The 18,948-nt window shown below is 52.7% G+C and carries 15 protein-coding genes; all 15 read left to right on the top strand.

All coding sequences use genetic code 11. The features are described from left to right. The 15 genes from M2374_RS04800 (at position 1) to M2374_RS04730 (ending at position 18,447) form a co-directional block, all read left to right on the top strand. Positions 1-966 carry a GDP-L-fucose synthase gene (locus M2374_RS04800; RefSeq protein ID WP_153879929.1) on the top strand — a complete coding sequence of 322 codons (966 nt, stop codon included), beginning with the start codon at positions 1-3 and terminating at the stop codon, positions 964-966. A 2-nt stretch (positions 967-968) separates the two neighbouring features. Beyond that, entirely contained in the window at positions 969-1,448 is a 480-nt protein-coding gene (locus M2374_RS04795; protein WP_181688974.1) for a GDP-mannose mannosyl hydrolase, read from the top strand. Next, on the top strand, positions 1,445-2,668 hold the full coding sequence (gene wcaI / locus M2374_RS04790; protein ID WP_181688975.1) for a colanic acid biosynthesis fucosyltransferase WcaI: 1,224 nt from the start codon (positions 1,445-1,447) through the stop codon (positions 2,666-2,668). Before M2374_RS04795 ends, wcaI begins: the two co-directional genes overlap by 4 nt. A 3-nt stretch (positions 2,669-2,671) precedes the next feature. Further along, complete coding sequence (gene cpsB, locus M2374_RS04785) at positions 2,672-4,108, top strand: mannose-1-phosphate guanyltransferase (RefSeq protein WP_135911811.1); 1,437 nt, start codon at positions 2,672-2,674, stop codon at positions 4,106-4,108. Positions 4,109-4,257: 149 nt separating this feature from the next. Continuing rightward, positions 4,258-5,628 (top strand): colanic acid biosynthesis phosphomannomutase CpsG, encoded by a 1,371-nt coding sequence (cpsG, locus tag M2374_RS04780; RefSeq protein WP_181491204.1) that lies wholly within the window; start codon positions 4,258-4,260, stop codon positions 5,626-5,628. Between the two features lie 54 nt (positions 5,629-5,682). Next, on the top strand, positions 5,683-7,077 hold the full coding sequence (gene wcaJ, locus M2374_RS04775; RefSeq protein ID WP_096756594.1) for an undecaprenyl-phosphate glucose phosphotransferase: 1,395 nt from the start codon (positions 5,683-5,685) through the stop codon (positions 7,075-7,077). A gap of 2 nt (positions 7,078-7,079) precedes the next feature. Beyond that, positions 7,080-8,558 carry an MOP flippase family protein gene (locus tag M2374_RS04770; protein ID WP_181688976.1) on the top strand — a complete coding sequence of 493 codons (1,479 nt, stop codon included), beginning with the start codon at positions 7,080-7,082 and terminating at the stop codon, positions 8,556-8,558. A gap of 65 nt (positions 8,559-8,623) precedes the next feature. Next, entirely contained in the window at positions 8,624-9,904 is a 1,281-nt protein-coding gene (wcaK, locus tag M2374_RS04765) for a colanic acid biosynthesis pyruvyl transferase WcaK (RefSeq protein WP_181689118.1), read from the top strand. Further along, positions 9,901-11,121: a colanic acid biosynthesis glycosyltransferase WcaL gene (wcaL, locus tag M2374_RS04760; RefSeq protein ID WP_181688977.1), complete on the top strand. Its 1,221-nt coding sequence runs from the start codon at positions 9,901-9,903 to the stop codon at positions 11,119-11,121. The genes wcaK and wcaL overlap by 4 nt, the downstream gene beginning before the upstream one ends. An 11-nt stretch (positions 11,122-11,132) precedes the next feature. Beyond that, positions 11,133-12,527 carry a colanic acid biosynthesis protein WcaM gene (gene wcaM / locus M2374_RS04755; RefSeq protein ID WP_181688978.1) on the top strand — a complete coding sequence of 465 codons (1,395 nt, stop codon included), beginning with the start codon at positions 11,133-11,135 and terminating at the stop codon, positions 12,525-12,527. Between the two features lie 165 nt (positions 12,528-12,692). Continuing rightward, on the top strand, positions 12,693-13,586 hold the full coding sequence (gene galF, locus M2374_RS04750) for a GalU regulator GalF (protein WP_181688979.1): 894 nt from the start codon (positions 12,693-12,695) through the stop codon (positions 13,584-13,586). A 395-nt stretch (positions 13,587-13,981) separates the two neighbouring features. Next, positions 13,982-14,926, top strand: a complete 945-nt coding sequence (locus M2374_RS04745; protein WP_181688980.1) for an NAD-dependent epimerase/dehydratase family protein — start codon at positions 13,982-13,984, stop codon at positions 14,924-14,926. Then, positions 14,926-15,969 (top strand): glycosyltransferase family 4 protein, encoded by a 1,044-nt coding sequence (locus M2374_RS04740; RefSeq protein WP_181688981.1) that lies wholly within the window; start codon positions 14,926-14,928, stop codon positions 15,967-15,969. Before M2374_RS04745 ends, M2374_RS04740 begins: the two co-directional genes overlap by 1 nt. Continuing rightward, on the top strand, positions 15,962-16,522 hold the full coding sequence (locus M2374_RS04735; protein ID WP_181688982.1) for a sugar O-acyltransferase: 561 nt from the start codon (positions 15,962-15,964) through the stop codon (positions 16,520-16,522). Before M2374_RS04740 ends, M2374_RS04735 begins: the two co-directional genes overlap by 8 nt. Before the next feature lie 38 nt (positions 16,523-16,560). After that, complete coding sequence (locus M2374_RS04730; protein WP_181688983.1) at positions 16,561-18,447, top strand: nucleoside-diphosphate sugar epimerase/dehydratase; 1,887 nt, start codon at positions 16,561-16,563, stop codon at positions 18,445-18,447. The last annotated feature ends 501 nt before the right edge of the window (positions 18,448-18,948 follow it).

Here is an 18,948-nt window from a genome sequence, read left to right as displayed (position 1 = left end):
ATGATGAAACAACGTATTTTTGTGGCGGGCCATCGCGGGATGGTGGGGTCCGCCATCGTCAGGCTGCTGGCCACGCGCGACAACGTGGAGCTGGTGCTGCGTACCCGTGATGAACTGAATCTGCTGGATGCCCGTGCGGTGCAGCAGTTTTTTGCCACCGAACGTATCGACCAGGTGTACCTGGCGGCGGCGAAGGTGGGTGGAATCGTGGCGAACAATACTTACCCCGCTGATTTTATTTACGAAAATATGATGATTGAGAGCAACATCATTCACGCGGCGCACAGCCATAACGTGAATAAGCTGTTGTTCCTCGGCTCATCCTGCATTTACCCGAAGCTGGCCAACCAGCCGATGGGTGAAAGCGAACTGTTGCAGGGAACGCTTGAGGCCACTAATGAGCCCTACGCGATTGCCAAAATTGCCGGGATCAAACTGTGCGAGTCGTATAACCGTCAGTACGGCCGCGATTACCGCTCGGTGATGCCCACCAATCTGTACGGGCCGCAGGATAACTTTCATCCGAGTAACTCGCACGTGATCCCGGCACTGCTGCGCCGCTTTCATGAAGCCTGCGCACAAAATGCGCCGGATGTAGTGGTGTGGGGGAGCGGCACGCCAATGCGCGAGTTCCTGCACGTGGATGACATGGCTGCCGCCAGCATTCATGTGATGGAACTGGACCGCGAGGTCTGGCAGGAGCACACCCAGCCGATGTTGTCGCACATCAACGTGGGAACCGGCGTGGACTGCACCATTCGCGAACTGGCGCAAACGGTCGCGAAGGTCGTGGGCTACAAAGGTCGCGTGGTGTTTGACGCCAGCAAACCCGACGGTACGCCACGCAAATTGCTGGATGTTACGCGTTTACACCAGTTGGGCTGGTACCACGAGGTCTCGCTGGAGGACGGGCTTGCCAGCACGTATCAGTGGTTCCTTGAAAATCAGCAGCGGTACCGGGGGTAAATATGTTTTTACGTCAGGAAGAATTTGCCACGGTAGTGCGCTGTGCGCCGCTGATTTCCATTGATTTGCTGGTGGAAAATGCGCGCGGTGAGTACCTGCTGGGCCAACGCCTCAACCGTCCCGCCCAGGGACTTTGGTTTGTGCCGGGTGGACGGGTGCAGAAGGATGAACGGCTCGAAGACGCGTTTGAGCGCCTGACGTTGGCGGAACTGGGGTTACGTTTGCCGCTGTCTTCCGCGGAGTTTTACGGCGTCTGGCAGCACTTCTATGACGATAACTTTTCGGGCACCGATTTCACCACCCATTATGTGGTGCTCGGTTTTCGCCTGAAGGTGAGCGAGGCAGACCTGCGTCTGCCCGATTCCCAGCATGACGACTACCGCTGGCTGACGCCGCAGGCGTTGCTGGCCAGCGATAACGTTCACGATAACAGCCGGGCGTACTTTATGCCGCAACGTCAGGCCGGAGTGCCGGGCTTATGAAAATTCTGGTGTACGGCATTAATTATTCGCCGGAACTGACCGGGATCGGCAAATACACCGGCGAAATGGTGGAGTGGATGGCGCAAGCCGGGCATGACGTTCGGGTGATCACCGCGCCGCCTTACTACCCGCAGTGGAAAGTGAACGGCCGTTATTCCGCCTGGCGTTATCGTCGGGAAGAAGGCGATGCCACCGTCTGGCGCTGTCCGTTGTATGTGCCAAAGCAGCCCTCAACGCTGAAACGTCTGCTGCATTTGGGCAGTTTTGCCGTGAGCAGTTTTTTCCCGCTGATGGCGCAGCGACGCTGGAAGCCCGATCGCATTATTGGCGTGGTGCCGACGCTGTTTTGCACACCGGGGATGCGCCTGTTGGCGAAACTCTCCGGGGCACGCACGCTGCTGCACATTCAGGATTATGAAGTTGACGCCATGCTTGGCCTCGGAATGGCCGGGAACAGCAGGGGCGGCAAAGTGGCCACATTGGCCAGCGCGTTTGAACGCAGCGGCCTGCATAACGTCGACTATGTCTCAACCATCTCGCGTTCGATGATGAATAAAGCGCAGGAAAAAGGGGTCGCTGAAGAAAAGGTCATCTTCTTTCCTAACTGGTCGGAAGTGGCGCGATTTCGCGACGTGACCGCGGATGATGCCCGGGCGTTGCTGCAAAAACTCGGTGTGCCTGAAGGAAAAAAAATCATTCTTTACTCGGGCAACATTGGTGAAAAGCAGGGACTGGAGAGCGTGATTGATGCCGCCGACGAGCTGAGTGCTCAGCCCTTGCTGTTTGTGATTGTCGGGCAGGGTGGCGGCAAGGCGCGACTGGAAAACAGGGTCCGCGAGCGCGGCCTGGAAAACGTAATATTTTTCCCCCTGCAATCTTATGACGCACTGCCTGCGCTGCTGAAGATGGCCGACTGTCATTTAGTGGTGCAAAAGCGCGGTGCGGCGGATGCGGTATTGCCCTCCAAGTTGACCAATATTCTTGCCGTGGGTGGCAATGCGGTGATCACCGCGGAGCCTGATACCGAACTGGGCCAACTCTGCGAGGACCATCCGGGGATTGCGGTATGCGTGGAGCCGGAGTCGGTGAGTGCGCTGGTGGCCGGAATTACCCAGGCGCTAATCATGCCTGACATCAACACGGTGGCACGTGATTATGCCGAACGCACGCTGGAAAAAGACCGCGTGCTTAGCCAATTTATTGCAGATATACGGGGATAAATCATGCGTCAACGCACACTCTTTCCAGTGGTGATGGCCGGTGGCTCCGGTAGCCGGTTGTGGCCGCTGTCCCGCGTCCTGTATCCCAAGCAGTTCCTGTGCCTGAAGGGCGAACTCACCATGCTGCAAACCACGATATGCCGTCTGAACGGCGTGGAGTGCGAAAGCCCGGTGGTTATCTGCAACGAGCAGCATCGCTTTATCGTTGCCGAACAACTTAGACAGCTCAACAAGCTGACCGAAAATATCATTCTGGAACCCGCCGGACGTAATACCGCCCCGGCGATTGCGCTGGCCGCGCTGGCGGCAAAACGTCACAGTCCGGACGTTGACCCGCTGATGCTGGTGCTGGCGGCAGATCATGTGATTACCGACGAAGAGGCGTTTCGCGAGGCGGTTCGCAATGCGATGCCGCATGCCGAGGCGGGCAAGCTGGTGACATTTGGTATCGTGCCGGACTCGGCACAGACCGGTTACGGCTATATTCGTCGCGGTGACGTTTGCCCCGCAACTACCGATACGGTTGCCTTTACGGTGGCGCAGTTTGTGGAAAAACCGGATCAGGACACCGCACAAGCCTACGTGGCAAGCGGCGATTATTACTGGAACAGCGGCATGTTTCTGTTCCGTGCCGGGCGCTATCTGGAAGAGCTGAAAAAGTACCGCCCCGATATTCTGAGCGCCTGCGAAAAGGCGATGAGCACGGTCGATCCCGATCTCGATTTTATCCGCGTCGATGAAGAGGCGTTTCTCGCCTGCCCGGAAGAGTCGGTGGACTATGCGGTGATGGAACATACCGTGGACGCGGTGGTGATGCCAATGAGCGCGGGCTGGAGTGATGTGGGATCGTGGTCTTCGCTGTGGGAGATCAGCGCTCATACCGCCGAAGGCAACGTGCATCACGGCGACGTGATCAGCCACAAAACCGAAAACAGCTACGTGTACGCGGAGTCCGGACTGGTGACCACAGTCGGAGTGAAAGACCTGGTGGTGGTGCAGACCAAAGACGCGGTGCTGATAGCCGATCGCAACGCGGTCCAGGATGTGAAAAAGGTGGTGGAGCAGATTAAAGCTGACGGCCGCCATGAGCATCATATTCACCGCGAAGTGTACCGCCCGTGGGGCAAGTATGACTCCATCGACGCCGGAGAACGTTACCAGGTTAAACGCATTACCGTAAAACCGGGCGAGGGATTGTCGGTGCAGATGCACCATCACCGCGCAGAGCATTGGGTGGTGGTGGCTGGGACGGCGAAGGTGACGATCGATGATGACATCAAACTGCTCGGCGAAAACGAGTCTGTCTATATCCCTCTGGGAGCGACGCACTGTCTGGAGAATCCCGGAAAAATCCCGCTCGATCTGATTGAAGTGCGATCGGGATCCTACCTCGAAGAGGACGACGTAGTGCGCTTTGCCGATCGCTACGGTCGGGTGTAGGTACTGAATATCTTGCCGGATGGCGCTGCGCTTATCCGGCCTACAACACCGTAGGCCCGGTAAGTGAAGCGCACCGGGCAATGCATTTAACACTCATTAAAAGGCTCATTAAGAGTCAGGGCCAACTGTTGCCTGAAGAAGGGTAAAACATGACGACATTAACCTGTTTCAAAGCCTACGACATTCGCGGCAGGCTGGGCGAAGAGCTCAATGAAGACATCGCCTGGCGCATTGGTCGCGCCTGCGGTGAGTTTCTGCAACCGAAAACCATGGTGCTGGGCGGTGATGTCCGCCTGACCAGTAACGCATTGAAGATGGCGTTGGCAAAAGGGCTGCAGGATGCGGGCGTGGATGTGCTGGATATCGGCATGTCGGGCACCGAAGAGATTTACTTCGCCACCTTCCACCTCGGCGTGGACGGCGGTATCGAAGTGACCGCCAGCCATAATCCACTGGATTACAACGGCATGAAGCTGGTACGTGAGGGCGCACGACCCATCAGCGGCGATAGCGGTCTGCGCGAGATCCAACGGCTGGCGGAAGCCAACGACTTCCCGCCTGTGGATGCGTCCCGACGTGGCCGTTACACCGCCATCAATCCGCGCGCGGCTTACATTGACCATCTGCTTGGTTACATCGACGTCAAAAACCTTAAACCAATGAAGCTGGTGCTTAACGCCGGTAACGGCGCGGCAGGCCCGGTGCTGGACGCCATTGAAGCCCGTTTTCAGTCTCTCGGTGTCCCGGTTGAATTGATCAAGATCCACAACACGCCTGACGGCACCTTCCCGAACGGTATTCCCAACCCGTTGCTGCCGGAATGCCGGGCGGATACCCGTAATGCGGTGATTGAACACGGCGCGGATATGGGGATTGCCTTTGACGGCGATTTTGACCGTTGCTTCCTGTTTGATGAGAACGGCCAGTTTATTGAGGGCTACTACATTGTCGGCCTGCTGGCGGAGGCGTTTCTGGAGAAAAATCCGGGCTCGAAGATCATTCATGACCCGCGTCTGTCGTGGAACACGGTCGATGTGGTGACGGCGGCGGGCGGTAAGCCGGTGATGTCGAAAACCGGTCATGCCTTCATTAAAGAACGAATGCGTCATGAAGATGCCATTTACGGCGGCGAAATGAGCGCCCATCACTATTTTCGTGATTTTGCCTACTGCGACAGCGGAATGATCCCGTGGCTGCTGGTAGCGGAACTGGTGTGCCTGAAAGGACAGCGGCTTGGCGAACTGGTTCGCGACCGCATGGCGGCGTATCCGGCGAGCGGGGAAATCAATAGCACTCTGGCAGAACCGAAGGTGGCGATTGACCGGGTAGAGCAGCATTTCTCCGGCGAGGCACTGGCGGTGGACAGAACCGATGGCATCAGCATGTCGTTTGTCGACTGGCGCTTCAATTTACGTTCCTCCAATACCGAACCGGTGGTGCGCCTGAACGTGGAATCGCGCGGAGACATTCCGTTGATGGAAGCGCGAACGCGCACTCTTCTGGCGTTGCTGAATCAGTAATGCCGGTGCTTCCCTTGCCCGACAGTGGGCAAGGGGTGACTAACAGGAACCACGATGACACATCTAAAAAAGCGCCAACGCGCGAAAACCAATGCGTCGTTAATCTCAATGGTGCAACGCTTTTCAGATATCACCATCATGTTTGGCGGACTGTGGCTGGTCTGTGAACTGAGCGGTTTGCCCTTCCTGTACATGCACCTGCTGGTGGCGTTGATCACGCTGGTGGTTTTTCAGATGCTGGGGGGGATCACCGATTTTTACCGTTCCTGGCGCGGGGTCAAAATTTCCACCGAGCTGGTGCTGCTGCTGCAAAACTGGACGCTGAGCCTGGTCTTCAGCGCGGGGTTAATTGCCTTTAACAACGATTTTGATAACCGATTCGCCGTCTGGCTGGCGTGGTATCTGCTGTCCAGCGTCGGTCTGCTGCTGTGCCGCGCGTTTATTCGCTACATTGCAGGGTGGCTGCGCAATCGTGGATATAACACCCGTCGGGTGGCGGTAGCGGGCGATCTCCCTGCCGGACAGCTGCTGCTGGACAGCTTTCGCCATGAACCGTGGCTGGGCTTTGAAGTGGCGGGCGTCTATCACGATCCCGTCCCAGGAAAAAACTCCCGCGACTGGGCCGGAAATCTGCAACAGCTGGTGGATGACGCTAAAGCTGCCCGCATTCACAACGTCTATATTGCCATGTCGATGAATGACGGCACCCGCGTAAAAAAACTGGTGCGCGACCTGGCTGACACCACCTGTTCGGTGATCCTGATCCCCGACGTCTTTACCTTCAACATCCTGCATTCACGCATTGAAGAGATGAACGGTGTGCCGGTGGTGCCGCTGTACGACACGCCGCTGTCGGGCATTAATCGCTTGCTGAAACGCGCGGAAGATATCGTGCTGGCTTCGCTGATCCTGCTGCTGATTTCCCCGGTGCTGTGCGGCATTGCGCTGACGGTGAAACTCACCTCAAAAGGACCGGTGATTTTCCGCCAGACCCGCTACGGCATGGACGGCAAGCCGATCAAGGTGTGGAAGTTTCGCTCGATGAAGGTGATGGAAAACGACGCGGTCGTCACCCAGGCGACGCAAAACGATCCGCGCGTCACCCGCGTGGGTAATTTCCTGCGCCGCACCTCGCTCGATGAGCTGCCGCAATTTATTAACGTGCTGACCGGTGGCATGTCGATCGTCGGGCCGCGCCCGCACGCGGTGGCACACAACGAGCAATACCGCACGCTTATCGAAGGCTACATGCTGCGCCATAAGGTGAAACCCGGCATTACCGGCTGGGCACAAATCAACGGCTGGCGCGGGGAAACCGACACGCTGGAAAAAATGGAAAAACGGGTGGAGTTTGACCTCGAGTACATTCGCGAATGGAGCGTGTGGTTCGATATCAAGATTGTTTTTCTGACGGTATTTAAGGGTTTTGTTAACAAAGCGGCGTATTAAACATGAGCTTACGAGAAAAAACCCTTAACGGTGCCAAGTGGTCGGCGATTGCCACGGTTTTCATCATTGGCCTTGGACTGATTCAGATGACCGTGCTGGCGCGCATCATTGACGCCCATCAGTTCGGTCTGCTGACCGTGTCGCTGGTGATTATCGCACTGGCCGATACGCTCTCCGACTTCGGCATTGCCAACTCGATTATCCAGCGCAAAGCGATTGGCTATCTTGAACTTACCACCCTGTACTGGCTGAACGTCGGGCTGGGGATGCTGGTGTGCCTGGCGATGTTCCTGCTCGGTGAGGTGATCGCTGATGTCCTGAATAACCCTGACCTGGCACCGCTGATTAAAACGCTGTCGCTGGCGTTTGTGCTGATCCCGCACGGGCAGCAGTTCCGTGCGCTGATGCAAAAGGACATGGCGTTCAACAAAATTGGCATGATTGAAACCAGCGCGGTGCTGGCCGGGTTTACCGTGACCGTGATCGGCGCCCATTTCTGGCCGCTGGCGATGACTGCCATTCTGGGGTATCTGGTGAACTGCGCGCTGCGTACGATGCTGTTTGGTTATTTTGGCCGCCAGATTTACCGCCCCGGGCTGCATTTTTCACTCGCATCGGTGACGTCGAACCTGCGCTTTGGCGCCTGGCTGACGGCGGACAGCATTATCAATTATATCAACACCAATCTTTCCACGCTGGTGCTGGCCCGAACGCTGGGCGCAGGCGTGGCGGGCGGGTTTAATCTGGCCTGGAACGTGGCGGTGGTCCCGCCCATCAAGCTGAACCCGATTATCACCCGCGTGCTGTTTCCGGCGTTTGCCAAAATACAGGACGACAGCGAAAAACTGCGGGTGAATTTTTACAAGCTCCTGTCGGTGGTCGGCATTATCAACTTCCCGGCGCTGCTGGGCCTGATGGTAGTGGCGAACAATCTGGTACCGCTGGTGTTCGGCGAGAAATGGCGCGCCATCGTCCCGATCCTGCAACTGCTGTGTGTCGTTGGGCTGCTGCGCTCTGTCGGTAATCCGATAGGTTCGTTACTGATGGCAAAAGCCCGCGTTGATATCAGCTTCAAATTCAATGTCTTCAAAACCTGTCTGTTTATTCCGGCCATTCTCGTTGGCGGACATCTGGCAGGCGCGATGGGCGTGACGCTGGGCTTTTTGCTGGTGCAGGTAGTCAACACCATTCTCAGCTACTTCGTGATGATTAAACCGGTGCTGGGGCCGAGCTACAGGCAGTACATGCTCAGCCTGTGGCTGCCGTTTTATCTCTCCATACCGACGCTGGTGATTAGCTATGGGCTGGGAATTGTGCTGCAGGGCCAACTGGCGTTAAGCCTGCTGCTGGGTCTGCAGGTAGCGGCGGGCGCGCTGGCATTTGCGGTGACGATTGTGCTGTCGCGCCACCCGCTGGTGGCGGAACTCAAGCGCCCGCTTTGCCGCAGTGAAAAAATGAAAACCTTGCTCCGCGCAGGCTGAATTGGGTTTGTTGTAGGTCGGATAAGGCGACAGCCTCCATCCGGCAATGATTGAAAGAGGTCATGATGAAAGTATTAATTCTCGGCAACCATACCTGCGGCAACCGTGGCGACAGCGCCATTTTGCGCGGTTTACTGGATGCTATTAACACGCTGCAACCGCAGACGGAAGTGGATGTGATGAGCCGTTATCCGGTGAGCTCTTCCTGGCTGCTCAATCGCCCGGTGATGGGCGATCCGCTGTATTCGCAGATGAAGCAGCACAATAACGCCGCCGGCGTAGTGGGGCGGGTGAAGAAAGTCCTGCGTCGGCGCTATCAGCATCAGGTTTTGCTCTCGCGCGTGACCGATTCCGGTAACCTGCGCAATATCGCCATCGCCCAGGGCTTTACTGATTTTGTCCGTCTGCTGTCGCGCTATGACGCCATCATCCAGGTGGGGGGATCGTTTTTTGTCGATCTGTACGGCGTGCCGCAGTTTGAACATGCTCTGTGCACATTTATGGCGAAAAAGCCGCTGTACATGATTGGTCACAGCGTTGGGCCGTTCCAGGATGCACAATTTAACCAACTGGCAAATTACGTCTTCGGTCACTGTAATGCCCTGATTTTGCGTGAGTCCGTCAGTCTGGACTTGATGAAACGCAGCGAAATCACTACCGAGAAAGTGGAGCACGGCGTCGATACCGCCTGGCTGGTTGATAATCATCAGGACGATTTTGAACCCAGCTATGCCGTCCGGCACTGGCTACACACAGTGGCACAGCAAAAAACCGTGGCCATCACCCTGCGGGAGCTGGCGCCGTTTGATAAACGTCTGGGCACCACGCAGCAGGCCTATGAGCAGGCGTTTGCCGGGGTGGTGAACCGTATCCTCGACGAGGGTTACCAGGTGATGGCGCTGTCAACCTGTACCGGCATCGACAGTTACAACAAAGATGACCGCATGGTAGCACTGAACCTGCGCCAGTACGTTAACGATCCGGCCCGGTATCACGTGGTGATGGACGAACTGAATGACCTCGAAATGGGGAAAATTCTCGGGGCGTGCGAGTTAACCGTGGGCACCCGACTGCACTCCGCCATTATTTCCATGAACTTTGACACCCCGGCAATTGCCATCAACTACGAGCATAAATCAGCGGGAATTATGCAGCAGCTGGGGTTGCCGGAGATGGCGATTGAGATCAGCCATCTGCTGGACGGCAGTCTGCAAACGCAGGTGGCCGACGTGCTCGGGCAGTTGCCAGCTCTCAGTATACGGCTGAAAGAGGCCGTGCAGCGTGAGCGTGAACACGGCATGCGCATGGTGCAATCGGTACTGACGCGCATTGAGGAGCAAAAATGAAGGTTGGCTTTTTCCTGCTTAAATTTCCGCTCTCATCTGAGACCTTTGTGCTGAATCAGATAACTGCGTTTATCGATATGGGTCATGACGTCGAAATTGTCGCATTGCACAAGGGCGATCTCGAAAACACACATGCCGCCTATGAGGCGTACCGATTGGCCGACAAAACGCACTGGCTACTCGACGAGCCGCAAGGCAAGCGAGCCAAGCTGCAATACCGAGGCGCGGCGGCGTGGCAGGGCATTACCCGGGCGGCGACCTGGAAAGCGCTGAATATCTCTCGCTATGGCGAAGAAGCGCGCAACCTGATTCTGGCAGCGATATGTGGGTTAACCCGTAAAACGTTTCATGCCGACGTGTTTATTGCCCACTTTGGACCGGCGGGCGTGACGGCGGCGAAGCTGCGTGAGCTGGGCGTGATAAGCGGCAAAATCGCCACGGTGTTTCATGGCATCGATATTTCGCACCGGGAGGTGCTCGCCCGCTATACCCCGGAGTATCAAACGCTGTTTCAGCGCGGTGATCTGATGCTGCCCATCAGCCATCTGTGGGCCGGAAGGTTAAAAAATATGGGCTGCCCGCCACAGAAGATTGCCGTATCGCGCATGGGCATTGATATGACGCGCTTTACCCCCCGCGAGGTGAAAGCGCCAGGAGAAACGCTGGAAATTCTTTCGGTTGCGCGACTCACCGAGAAAAAAGGGCTGCATGTGGCTATCGAAGCCTGTCGTCAGCTAAAAGCGCAGGGCGTGGCGTTTCGGTATCGCATTCTGGGAATTGGCCCGTGGGAGCGGCGCCTGCGCACGCTGATTGAGCAGTATCAACTCGATGATGTGATTGAGATGCCCGGCTTTATGCCCAGTCATCAGGTCAAAGCGATGTTAGAACAGGCGGATGTATTTCTGCTGCCCTCCATCACGGGAGCGGATGGCGACATGGAGGGGATCCCGGTAGCGCTGATGGAGGCGATGGCGGTGGGGATCCCGGTAGTGTCTACAGTGCACAGCGGTATTCCTGAGCTGGTGGAGTCCGGTAAATCCGGCTGGCTGGCGCCTGAAAACGATGCGCAGTCGCTGGCTGAACGGCTGGCGGCGTTCAGTCAGCTTGATAGCCAGGAGGTGACACCGATTGTGCTGCGCGCGCGTGAAAAAATCGCCACGGAATTCAATCAATCCGTTATCAATAAACAGTTAGCCAGCCTGCTGCACGCGCTGTAAACCGAGGTTGTATGCCAGAGAAAAAACTCTCCCGACGTACCTTTATTACGGCAGGCTCTGCGCTTGTCGTACTCCATTCTCCCGCTGTAACGGCGCTGGAAGCCGCGCGCAGCGTCAATATTCAGGATTATAACCCGAATGACTGGGTGGCTTCTTTCCGCCAGGCTTTCGCTGAAGGGCAAACCGTCGTGGTCCCTGCGGGTGTGGTCTGTGAAAACATGAATACCGGCGTATTTATCCCACCGGGCAAAACGTTACGCATACTCGGGCGCGTGAGCGGCAACGGGCGCGGGCGGTTTGTTCTGCAGGAGGGAAGCCAGGTAACCGGGGAGGGCAGTGGGAGCCTGCACAATATCACCCTCGACGTGCGGGGATCGGACTGCGTCATCAAAGGACTTGCGATGAGCGGTTTCGGCCCGGTGACACAAATTTATATCGGCGGCAAGACCCCACGGCAGATGCGCAATCTGATGATTGACGATATCACCGTCAGCCACGCGAACTATGGCATCCTGCGCCAGGGATTTCACAACCAGATGGACGGTGTGCAGATCACCAACGGTCATTTTAGTGATCTGCAGGGCGATGCCATCGAGTGGAATGTGGCGATTAACGACCGCGACATTCTCATCTCGGATCATATTATTGAGCGCATTAACTGCACCAATGGCAACGTGAACTGGGGGATTGGCATCGGACTGGCGGGCAGTACCTATGACAATAGCTACCCGGACGCGCAGGCGGTGAAAAACTTTGTGGTGGCGAATATCACCGGATCTGATTGTCGCCAACTGGTCCATGTTGAGAACGGCAAACACTTTATCATTCGTAATGTTAAGGCTCGCAATATCACCCCGGATTTCAGTAAGAAAGCGGGCATTGATAATGCCACGATAGCTATTTATGGTTGTGATAATTTCGTGATTGATAATATCAATATGAAACAGAGCGCAGGCATGTTAATTGGTTACGGCGTAATCAAAGGGCGTTATTTATCTATTCCGCAAAACTTTAAGCTGAATAATATTCATCTGGATAATAGTCAGCTCGAGTCTACTTTACGCGGCATTCAAATTTCATCAGGTAATGCAACGTCGTTTGTCGCCATCACCAACGTGGAGATGAGGCGGGCGACGCTGGAACTGCACAATCAACCGCAGCATCTTTTTTTACGCAATATCAATGTGATGCAAAAATCTGCCGTTGGGCCTGCGCTGAAGATGCACTTCGACCTCCGTAAGGATGTGCGCGGCAAGTTTATGGCTAAACAGGACACACTGCTGTCGCTGGCCAACGTCCATGCGGTGAACGAAGCCGGGCAAAGTTCGGTTGATATCGACAGGGTGAATCATAAAGTGGTGAACGTCGAGGCGGTGAATTTTCGCCTGCCGGAGCGGGGGCGGTAATTTTACGACCATTCCTGGCTAAAGTTACGCACGCTTGGGATTAAGATTACTGCATTCCGTAGATAAGCGGCGTAACATACCCGCCAACTGAACGATGTAATTCATACTGGCTAAAACACGCTAAAAAGCTATAATTCAGCAACTAAAGAATAGGTGAATGACGTAATGGTTAATTTGAAAGCAGTTATTCCGGTAGCGGGTCTGGGGATGCATATGCTGCCTGCCACGAAGGCAATCCCTAAAGAGATGCTGCCGATTGTCGACAAGCCGATGATTCAGTACATTATCGACGAAGTTGTGGCTGCTGGGATCAAAGAAATCGTTCTGGTGACGCATGCATCCAAGAATGCCGTTGAGAACCATTTCGACACCTCTTATGAATTAGAATCGCTCCTTGAGCAGCGCGTGAAGCGTCAGCTGCTGGCCGAAGTGCAGTCCATCTGCCCTCCGGGCGTGACGATCATGAACGTGCGTCAGGCGCAATTGCTGGGCCTCGGTCATTCCATTCTGTGCGCCCGCCCCATCGTCGGTGACAACCCTTTTGTGGTGGTGCTTCCCGACGTTGTGCTTGATACGGCAAGTGCCGATCCGTTACGTTATAACCTGGCCGCAATGGTGGCTCGTTTTAATGAAACCGGGCGCAGCCAGGTACTGGCTAAACGTATGCAAGGCGATCTTTCTGAATATTCGGTCATTCAGACGAAGGAGCCTTTAAACAACGAAGGTAACATTAGCCGCATCGTCGAGTTCATTGAAAAACCCGATCAGCCGCAAACGCTGGATTCCGATCTGATGGCAGTAGGGCGCTATGTTCTTTCTGCTGACATTTGGGCTGAACTGGAAAAAACTGAACCTGGTGCCTGGGGACGTATCCAACTGACCGATGCAATTGCTGAGCTGGCGAAAAAACAGTCTGTTGATGCCATGCTGATGACCGGCGATAGTTACGACTGCGGCAAAAAAATGGGTTATATGCAGGCATTCGTGAAGTACGGACTGCGCAACCTGAAGGAAGGGGCGAAGTTCCGCAAGGGCATTGAGAAGCTACTGGCTGAGTAAGGCCCTGTAGCGATGCTATACATTGATTAAATTTATATCTATGAACGGCAGTTGGGTATTTAAAAACCAAACGGGTTTTTAGAATTCCGCTGCCGTTTTGTCATTTAAATCAATAACTAAAAAAACAGTTGCATGTATATTTGATGATTATACGTAGGAATTGTCCTTGTCATAAAGTGCGATTAGGACCACAATGCGTCATCAAATTTTACATGTTCCTACTGCGTAAAAACGCAGTAGGGCAGCAAACTTTCTATGCGTTTAGTGCACTGGTAGCTATTGAGCCAGGGGCGGTAGCGTGTCTCGCATTAGCGAATAAACGTAACATATTGTTTCGTGGCTGATAAAAAATATCGTGGTTAAAAACTATCAGATTGAGCAGATAGGGGACGGTAATGAAGGTATTAGTGACTGGTGGGACCGGGTTTCTTGGTGCAGCTTTAGTCCTGGCGTTGAAATCATCGGGGCATCAGGTGATATTAACAACGCGTCGGCAAGAAGATATTGAACAGGGAATTTACAACCTGGGTGATATTTCAGCGGAAACTAACTGGGTAAACCTTCTGCAAGGGTGCGATACAGTCATTCATACCGCGGGAAGGGCACATATCCTGAATGATAATGCTCAGGATGCATTAGCGGAATTTCGTCGTGTTAATCACGATGCGACCTTGAAGTTAGCTAAAGACTCTGCCAGCTGCGGTGTAAAGCATTTCATTTTCGTCAGTTCGATTGGGGTGAACGGCAATGCCACCTCAGGAATCCCCTTTACTGAAGCGTCAGAGCCTCGACCAACTTCTGACTATGCCATTTCTAAACTTGATGCTGAGCAAAGTCTGCGACGAACCTTTACCAATAGCGAAATGGCGGTAACCATTGTCCGTCCGGCGCTGATCTGTGGTGAAAATGCGCCGGGTAATATCCAGCGCCTGTTAAAACTGGTGTCGAAAAATCTGCCGTTACCGTTTAAAAACGTCAAAAATAAACGTGCGCTGGTGTCGCTGGACAACGTTGTCAGCTTTATTAATGAATGCGTCGTGAATGATAAGTCGAAAAATCAACTCTACCTGCTCGCCGATGCAGAGCGACCTTCAACCGAGGAGATGATTAACACCTTTGCGACTGGAATGGGTATTCACGCAAAAATTATCTATTTTCCGAAGAATGTCCTGAAATTATTACTTTCGGCCGTAGGTAAAGTTGGAATTTACGATCAGTTATTCGGTGATCTTGAAGTTGATGCCAGAAAATCGAGAGAGCAACTGCACTGGACTCCGCCGATAACACTGCATGAAACTATGAAAAAAACGGCGAAATATTATATCGAAGGTAATAAATAATGTTGGATTTAGGGATCATAATATTCGCATTTTTTGTGTCATGTACACTGACCTGGAGATTACGTGGTTATGCGATTAAACATAACGTGATTGACTGTCCAAACCAGAGAAGCTCGCATTCAGTACCGACTCCGCGTGGTGGTGGTGTGGCTATTGTCCTGACGCTTTTAGCTGCGCTGGTGTGGCTTTATTTCAGCAACACGCTGACGGTAGATTGCTTCTTAGGTTTGTTCATTCCTGGGTTAATTGTTGCGGTAATCGGGTTCCTGGATGATCACGGTCATATTGCGGCACGCTGGCGTCTGCTGATGCATTTCCTGGCTGCGGCAATTGGCCTGTATTTCTTAGGTTCTTTCCCAATTATTACTCTGTTTGGTTATGATCTCTCATTATCATGGATTGGGATGATTCTGGGCTGCTTCTATTTGGTCTGGATGTTGAATTTATACAATTTCATGGATGGGATTAACGGTTTAGCCAGTTCGGAAGCGATCACCTTTGCGGCAAGCAGTGCGTTGTTAATGGTAGTCAACCAGTATACGTTTGCTCTTGGTAGCATATATCCGCTGACGCTTGCCCTTGCTGGCGCTGCTGCAGGTTTTATTATCTGGAACTTCCCGGCTGCTAAAATCTTTATGGGAGATGCCGGAAGCGGTTTCCTCGGAATAACCATCGGGCTAATGATCCTCCATATTGCGAAAGCCGATTCACACTTCTTTATTGCAGAGTTATGTTTGCTGGGTGTTTTCATCGTCGACGCCACCACTACACTGTTTCGCAGAGTGGTTGCCGGTAAGAAAGTCTACGAAGCGCATGCGAGCCATGGTTATCAGAACTTGGCCCGGAAATATGGCAGTCATGTTCCGGTGACGCTGATGGCGATTGCTGTTAATCTGCTCTGGCTCTTGCCAATTGCTTATCTGATTGCAGTTGCCAAAATTGATGGCCTTGTGGGGCTGATTATCGCTTGGTTACCACTCTTCGTTGTTGCTTTCAAATGTGGTGCTGGCGTGAAAGACAAAGAGAGCAACGTCAATGTATGACCTGATGATATTGGGGGCTGGTGGTCATGGCCGCACGCTATGCGAAATGGCCAGAATTTTGGGCTATGCGGATATTGTGTTTCTCGATGAGAAGGTATCTCTTTGCCATGAGACCAACAAACTCATTATTGGTAAAATTTCAGAGCTACTGTTACACATCAACAATGCAAATAACGTCGTTATTGGCATTGGAAATAATAAAGTCAGAGAACAACTCTATCAGCAGGTTATCAGCCTAGGCATCCAACCTGTCACGCTTATACATCCGTCTGCATTTGTCAGCCCGTCGGCAACGATAGCTGATGGTTCAGTTGTATTAGCGGGATCGGTGGTGGGTGCTAACGCAACATTAGGTGCGGGTACAATTGTAAATAGCCATTCTACGGTAGATCACGATTCTATTCTCGGCGACTTTTCTCACTTAGGTGTTGGTGTTCATCTTGCAGGGAGTGCTGTCATTGGGAAATCAGCTTTTCTGCAGGCTGGTACAGTGGGTGGTTACAATGTAAAAGTGGACGATTACTCAGTGTGTCCTGCTGGTACTATTTTATAAACTGAAGGCAAGCTTTAACGAGGCGACTAGTTTTTAGTATGCTAACTTATTTAATCTCTTTACCAAGACCAATAAAACGAATCATTACGTTATCTATCGATGTTATACTGCTCTTATGCGCATTCTGGTTTGCGTTTTGGGTACGTATAGATTCGCTGACACCGTTATATAGTACGCCGCATTGGCTATTAATATTTTCAATAATCGTCGTCACTTTGGCGATATTTGTTAGACTGGGACTGTACCGTGCAGTCATTCGCTATATTACGGCTAAGATTCTGTTGGTCGTGGCAGTTGGTATGTGTATATCGTCCATATTGCTGATTATTGCGGCGTTCTATATCAATCTTTATCTGCCGAGAACGATTCCATTCATTTATTTCTCATTTGGCTTATTGCTTATCGCCGGTTCAAGACTCGGAATGCGAATGCTGGTAAACCGCGGTCTGAAGCTGGGCACCCGAGTCGTTATTTACGGTGCTGGGGCGTCGGGCCGCCAGTTGCTGCCAGCGCTGAGCCAGATGGATGAATATTATCCGGTCGCTTTTGTCGATGACAATCGTGCCCTGCAGGGGCAGGTTATTCACGGTGTCAGCGTCTTTGCACCAGAAAAACTGGCCTGGCTGGTTGAGAAATACGAAGCGAAGAAAATTTTGCTGGCGATGCCAAGTGCCAATCGTGCCAGAAAGAATGAAGTGATTAAGACACTGGAAGGTTTACCCTGTGAGGTGCTTTCTATTCCTGGGATGGTTGACCTGGTAGAAGGTAAAGCGCGTATCGATGCGTTACGCAAAGTGGTCATCACCGACCTGCTGGGGCGCGATCCGGTTTCTCCAATTCCAGAATTAGTGTCTCGTAATATCAACGGGAAAACGGTTATGGTGACCGGTGCTGGTGGTTCTATTGGCTCCGAACTGTGTCGGCAGATAATCAAAAATAAGCCCGATCAGATTATTCTATTTGAGCTGTCAGAGTTCTCACTGTACTCCATTGATTCTGAACTGCGTAATCTGAATCTCAGCCAGGATTTGCAGGTGAAGATTTACCCAATTCTTGGCAACGTGCAGGATAAAGAGCATCTCGAAAGATTAATTAAGGCATTCAATGTCGATACGATCTATCACGCAGCGGCTTATAAGCATGTGCCTCTTGTTGAGTTCAACGTCCTTGATGGTGTTCGCAATAATATCTTCGGTACTTTGTGCTGTGCCCAAGCGGCGGCAAGCTGCGGTGTGGAAAACTTTGTTTTAATTTCCACCGATAAAGCGGTACGACCTACAAATACAATGGGTGCGACCAAACGTATGGCGGAGCTGGTACTGCAGGCATTAGCGAAGGAAGGCGGCAAGACCTGCTTTAGCATGGTTCGTTTTGGCAACGTGCTAGGTTCTTCGGGCTCGGTTGTTCCGCTGTTTGAAAAACAGATTGCTTCTGGTGGTCCGGTCACGTTGACTCACCAGGATATCACGCGTTACTTCATGACTATCCCTGAGGCGGCGCAGTTAGTGATTCAGGCGGGAGCGATGGGAACCGGCGGCGATGTTTTTGTTCTCGACATGGGTGAGCCAGTGAAAATTATTGACCTTGCGCACCGTATGATTGCGCTGCAGGGCCTCTCCGTTCGCGATGACAAGCATCCGTACGGCGACATAGCGGTGCAGACGACGGGCTTGCGTCCGGGTGAGAAACTTTATGAAGAGTTGCTCATTGGCGACAACGTTTCTACCACGCAGCACCCGCGCATAAAGACTGCAAATGAGGTCATGCTGCCGTGGAGTGAAATGAGTAAACTTCTTGCTGAACTGGATACCGCCTGCCGGGAGTTCGACTATGAGCGCGTACGTGAAATACTATTGCAGGCACCTGCAGCGTTCAATCCAACCGATGGTATCTGTGATTTGCTCTGGAATGAAAAGATTAGTTAAGTAATGAATCGAGCTTGAAGAAAATCTGGCCCGATGCATAAAAGGTAATGAGGCCGATTTTACAAGTGACAATGACGATTGACCGTAAGGGCGTATATTGGCGTCATTGGTGGTAAATGTTTTATCCGTTTTTCGGAATATTATAAATAATATGATGGATTACGTGGTTGAGTGGGCTTGCGAAAAATGTTGGCATCATATCTGCTATAGATACTGATATTATTTCGAATATATGCTACACGTTTACCGACGAGGACCAGCAAATGCGGTAGTGACTCCAGTTAGTTGAACGTGTACTCCTCAAAGAATGAAAGTTTGCAGGTATTGATGGATTCCTCCAAAAAATTGATTATACCCCAGATAAGCCAAATGGATGCATTATCATTAATATATCCACATAGCCGCGGTAGAAAGTCACCTGAATGTTCGAATTATTAAACTCTGATTTTTATCATGTATTGTAACAATTGTTTGTGTGCTACCAAGAGTAAGAGATGGGAT

Source organism: Citrobacter sp. JUb117, assembly GCF_024809055.1.
Classification (GTDB): Bacteria; Pseudomonadota; Gammaproteobacteria; order Enterobacterales; family Enterobacteriaceae; genus Citrobacter; species Citrobacter gillenii.
This window is presented reverse-complemented; position numbering and strand designations above follow the sequence as displayed.

Coding starts and splice junctions, on each gene's coding strand:
- M2374_RS04800 (WP_153879929.1), top strand. CDS start 1: ATGATGAAACAACGTATTTTTGTGGCGGGCCATCGCGGGATGGTGGGG.
- M2374_RS04795 (WP_181688974.1), top strand. CDS start 969: ATGTTTTTACGTCAGGAAGAATTTGCCACGGTAGTGCGCTGTGCGCCG.
- wcaI (WP_181688975.1), top strand. CDS start 1,445: ATGAAAATTCTGGTGTACGGCATTAATTATTCGCCGGAACTGACCGGG.
- cpsB (WP_135911811.1), top strand. CDS start 2,672: ATGCGTCAACGCACACTCTTTCCAGTGGTGATGGCCGGTGGCTCCGGT.
- cpsG (WP_181491204.1), top strand. CDS start 4,258: ATGACGACATTAACCTGTTTCAAAGCCTACGACATTCGCGGCAGGCTG.
- wcaJ (WP_096756594.1), top strand. CDS start 5,683: ATGACACATCTAAAAAAGCGCCAACGCGCGAAAACCAATGCGTCGTTA.
- M2374_RS04770 (WP_181688976.1), top strand. CDS start 7,080: ATGAGCTTACGAGAAAAAACCCTTAACGGTGCCAAGTGGTCGGCGATT.
- wcaK (WP_181689118.1), top strand. CDS start 8,624: ATGAAAGTATTAATTCTCGGCAACCATACCTGCGGCAACCGTGGCGAC.
- wcaL (WP_181688977.1), top strand. CDS start 9,901: ATGAAGGTTGGCTTTTTCCTGCTTAAATTTCCGCTCTCATCTGAGACC.
- wcaM (WP_181688978.1), top strand. CDS start 11,133: ATGCCAGAGAAAAAACTCTCCCGACGTACCTTTATTACGGCAGGCTCT.
- galF (WP_181688979.1), top strand. CDS start 12,693: ATGGTTAATTTGAAAGCAGTTATTCCGGTAGCGGGTCTGGGGATGCAT.
- M2374_RS04745 (WP_181688980.1), top strand. CDS start 13,982: ATGAAGGTATTAGTGACTGGTGGGACCGGGTTTCTTGGTGCAGCTTTA.
- M2374_RS04740 (WP_181688981.1), top strand. CDS start 14,926: ATGTTGGATTTAGGGATCATAATATTCGCATTTTTTGTGTCATGTACA.
- M2374_RS04735 (WP_181688982.1), top strand. CDS start 15,962: ATGTATGACCTGATGATATTGGGGGCTGGTGGTCATGGCCGCACGCTA.
- M2374_RS04730 (WP_181688983.1), top strand. CDS start 16,561: ATGCTAACTTATTTAATCTCTTTACCAAGACCAATAAAACGAATCATT.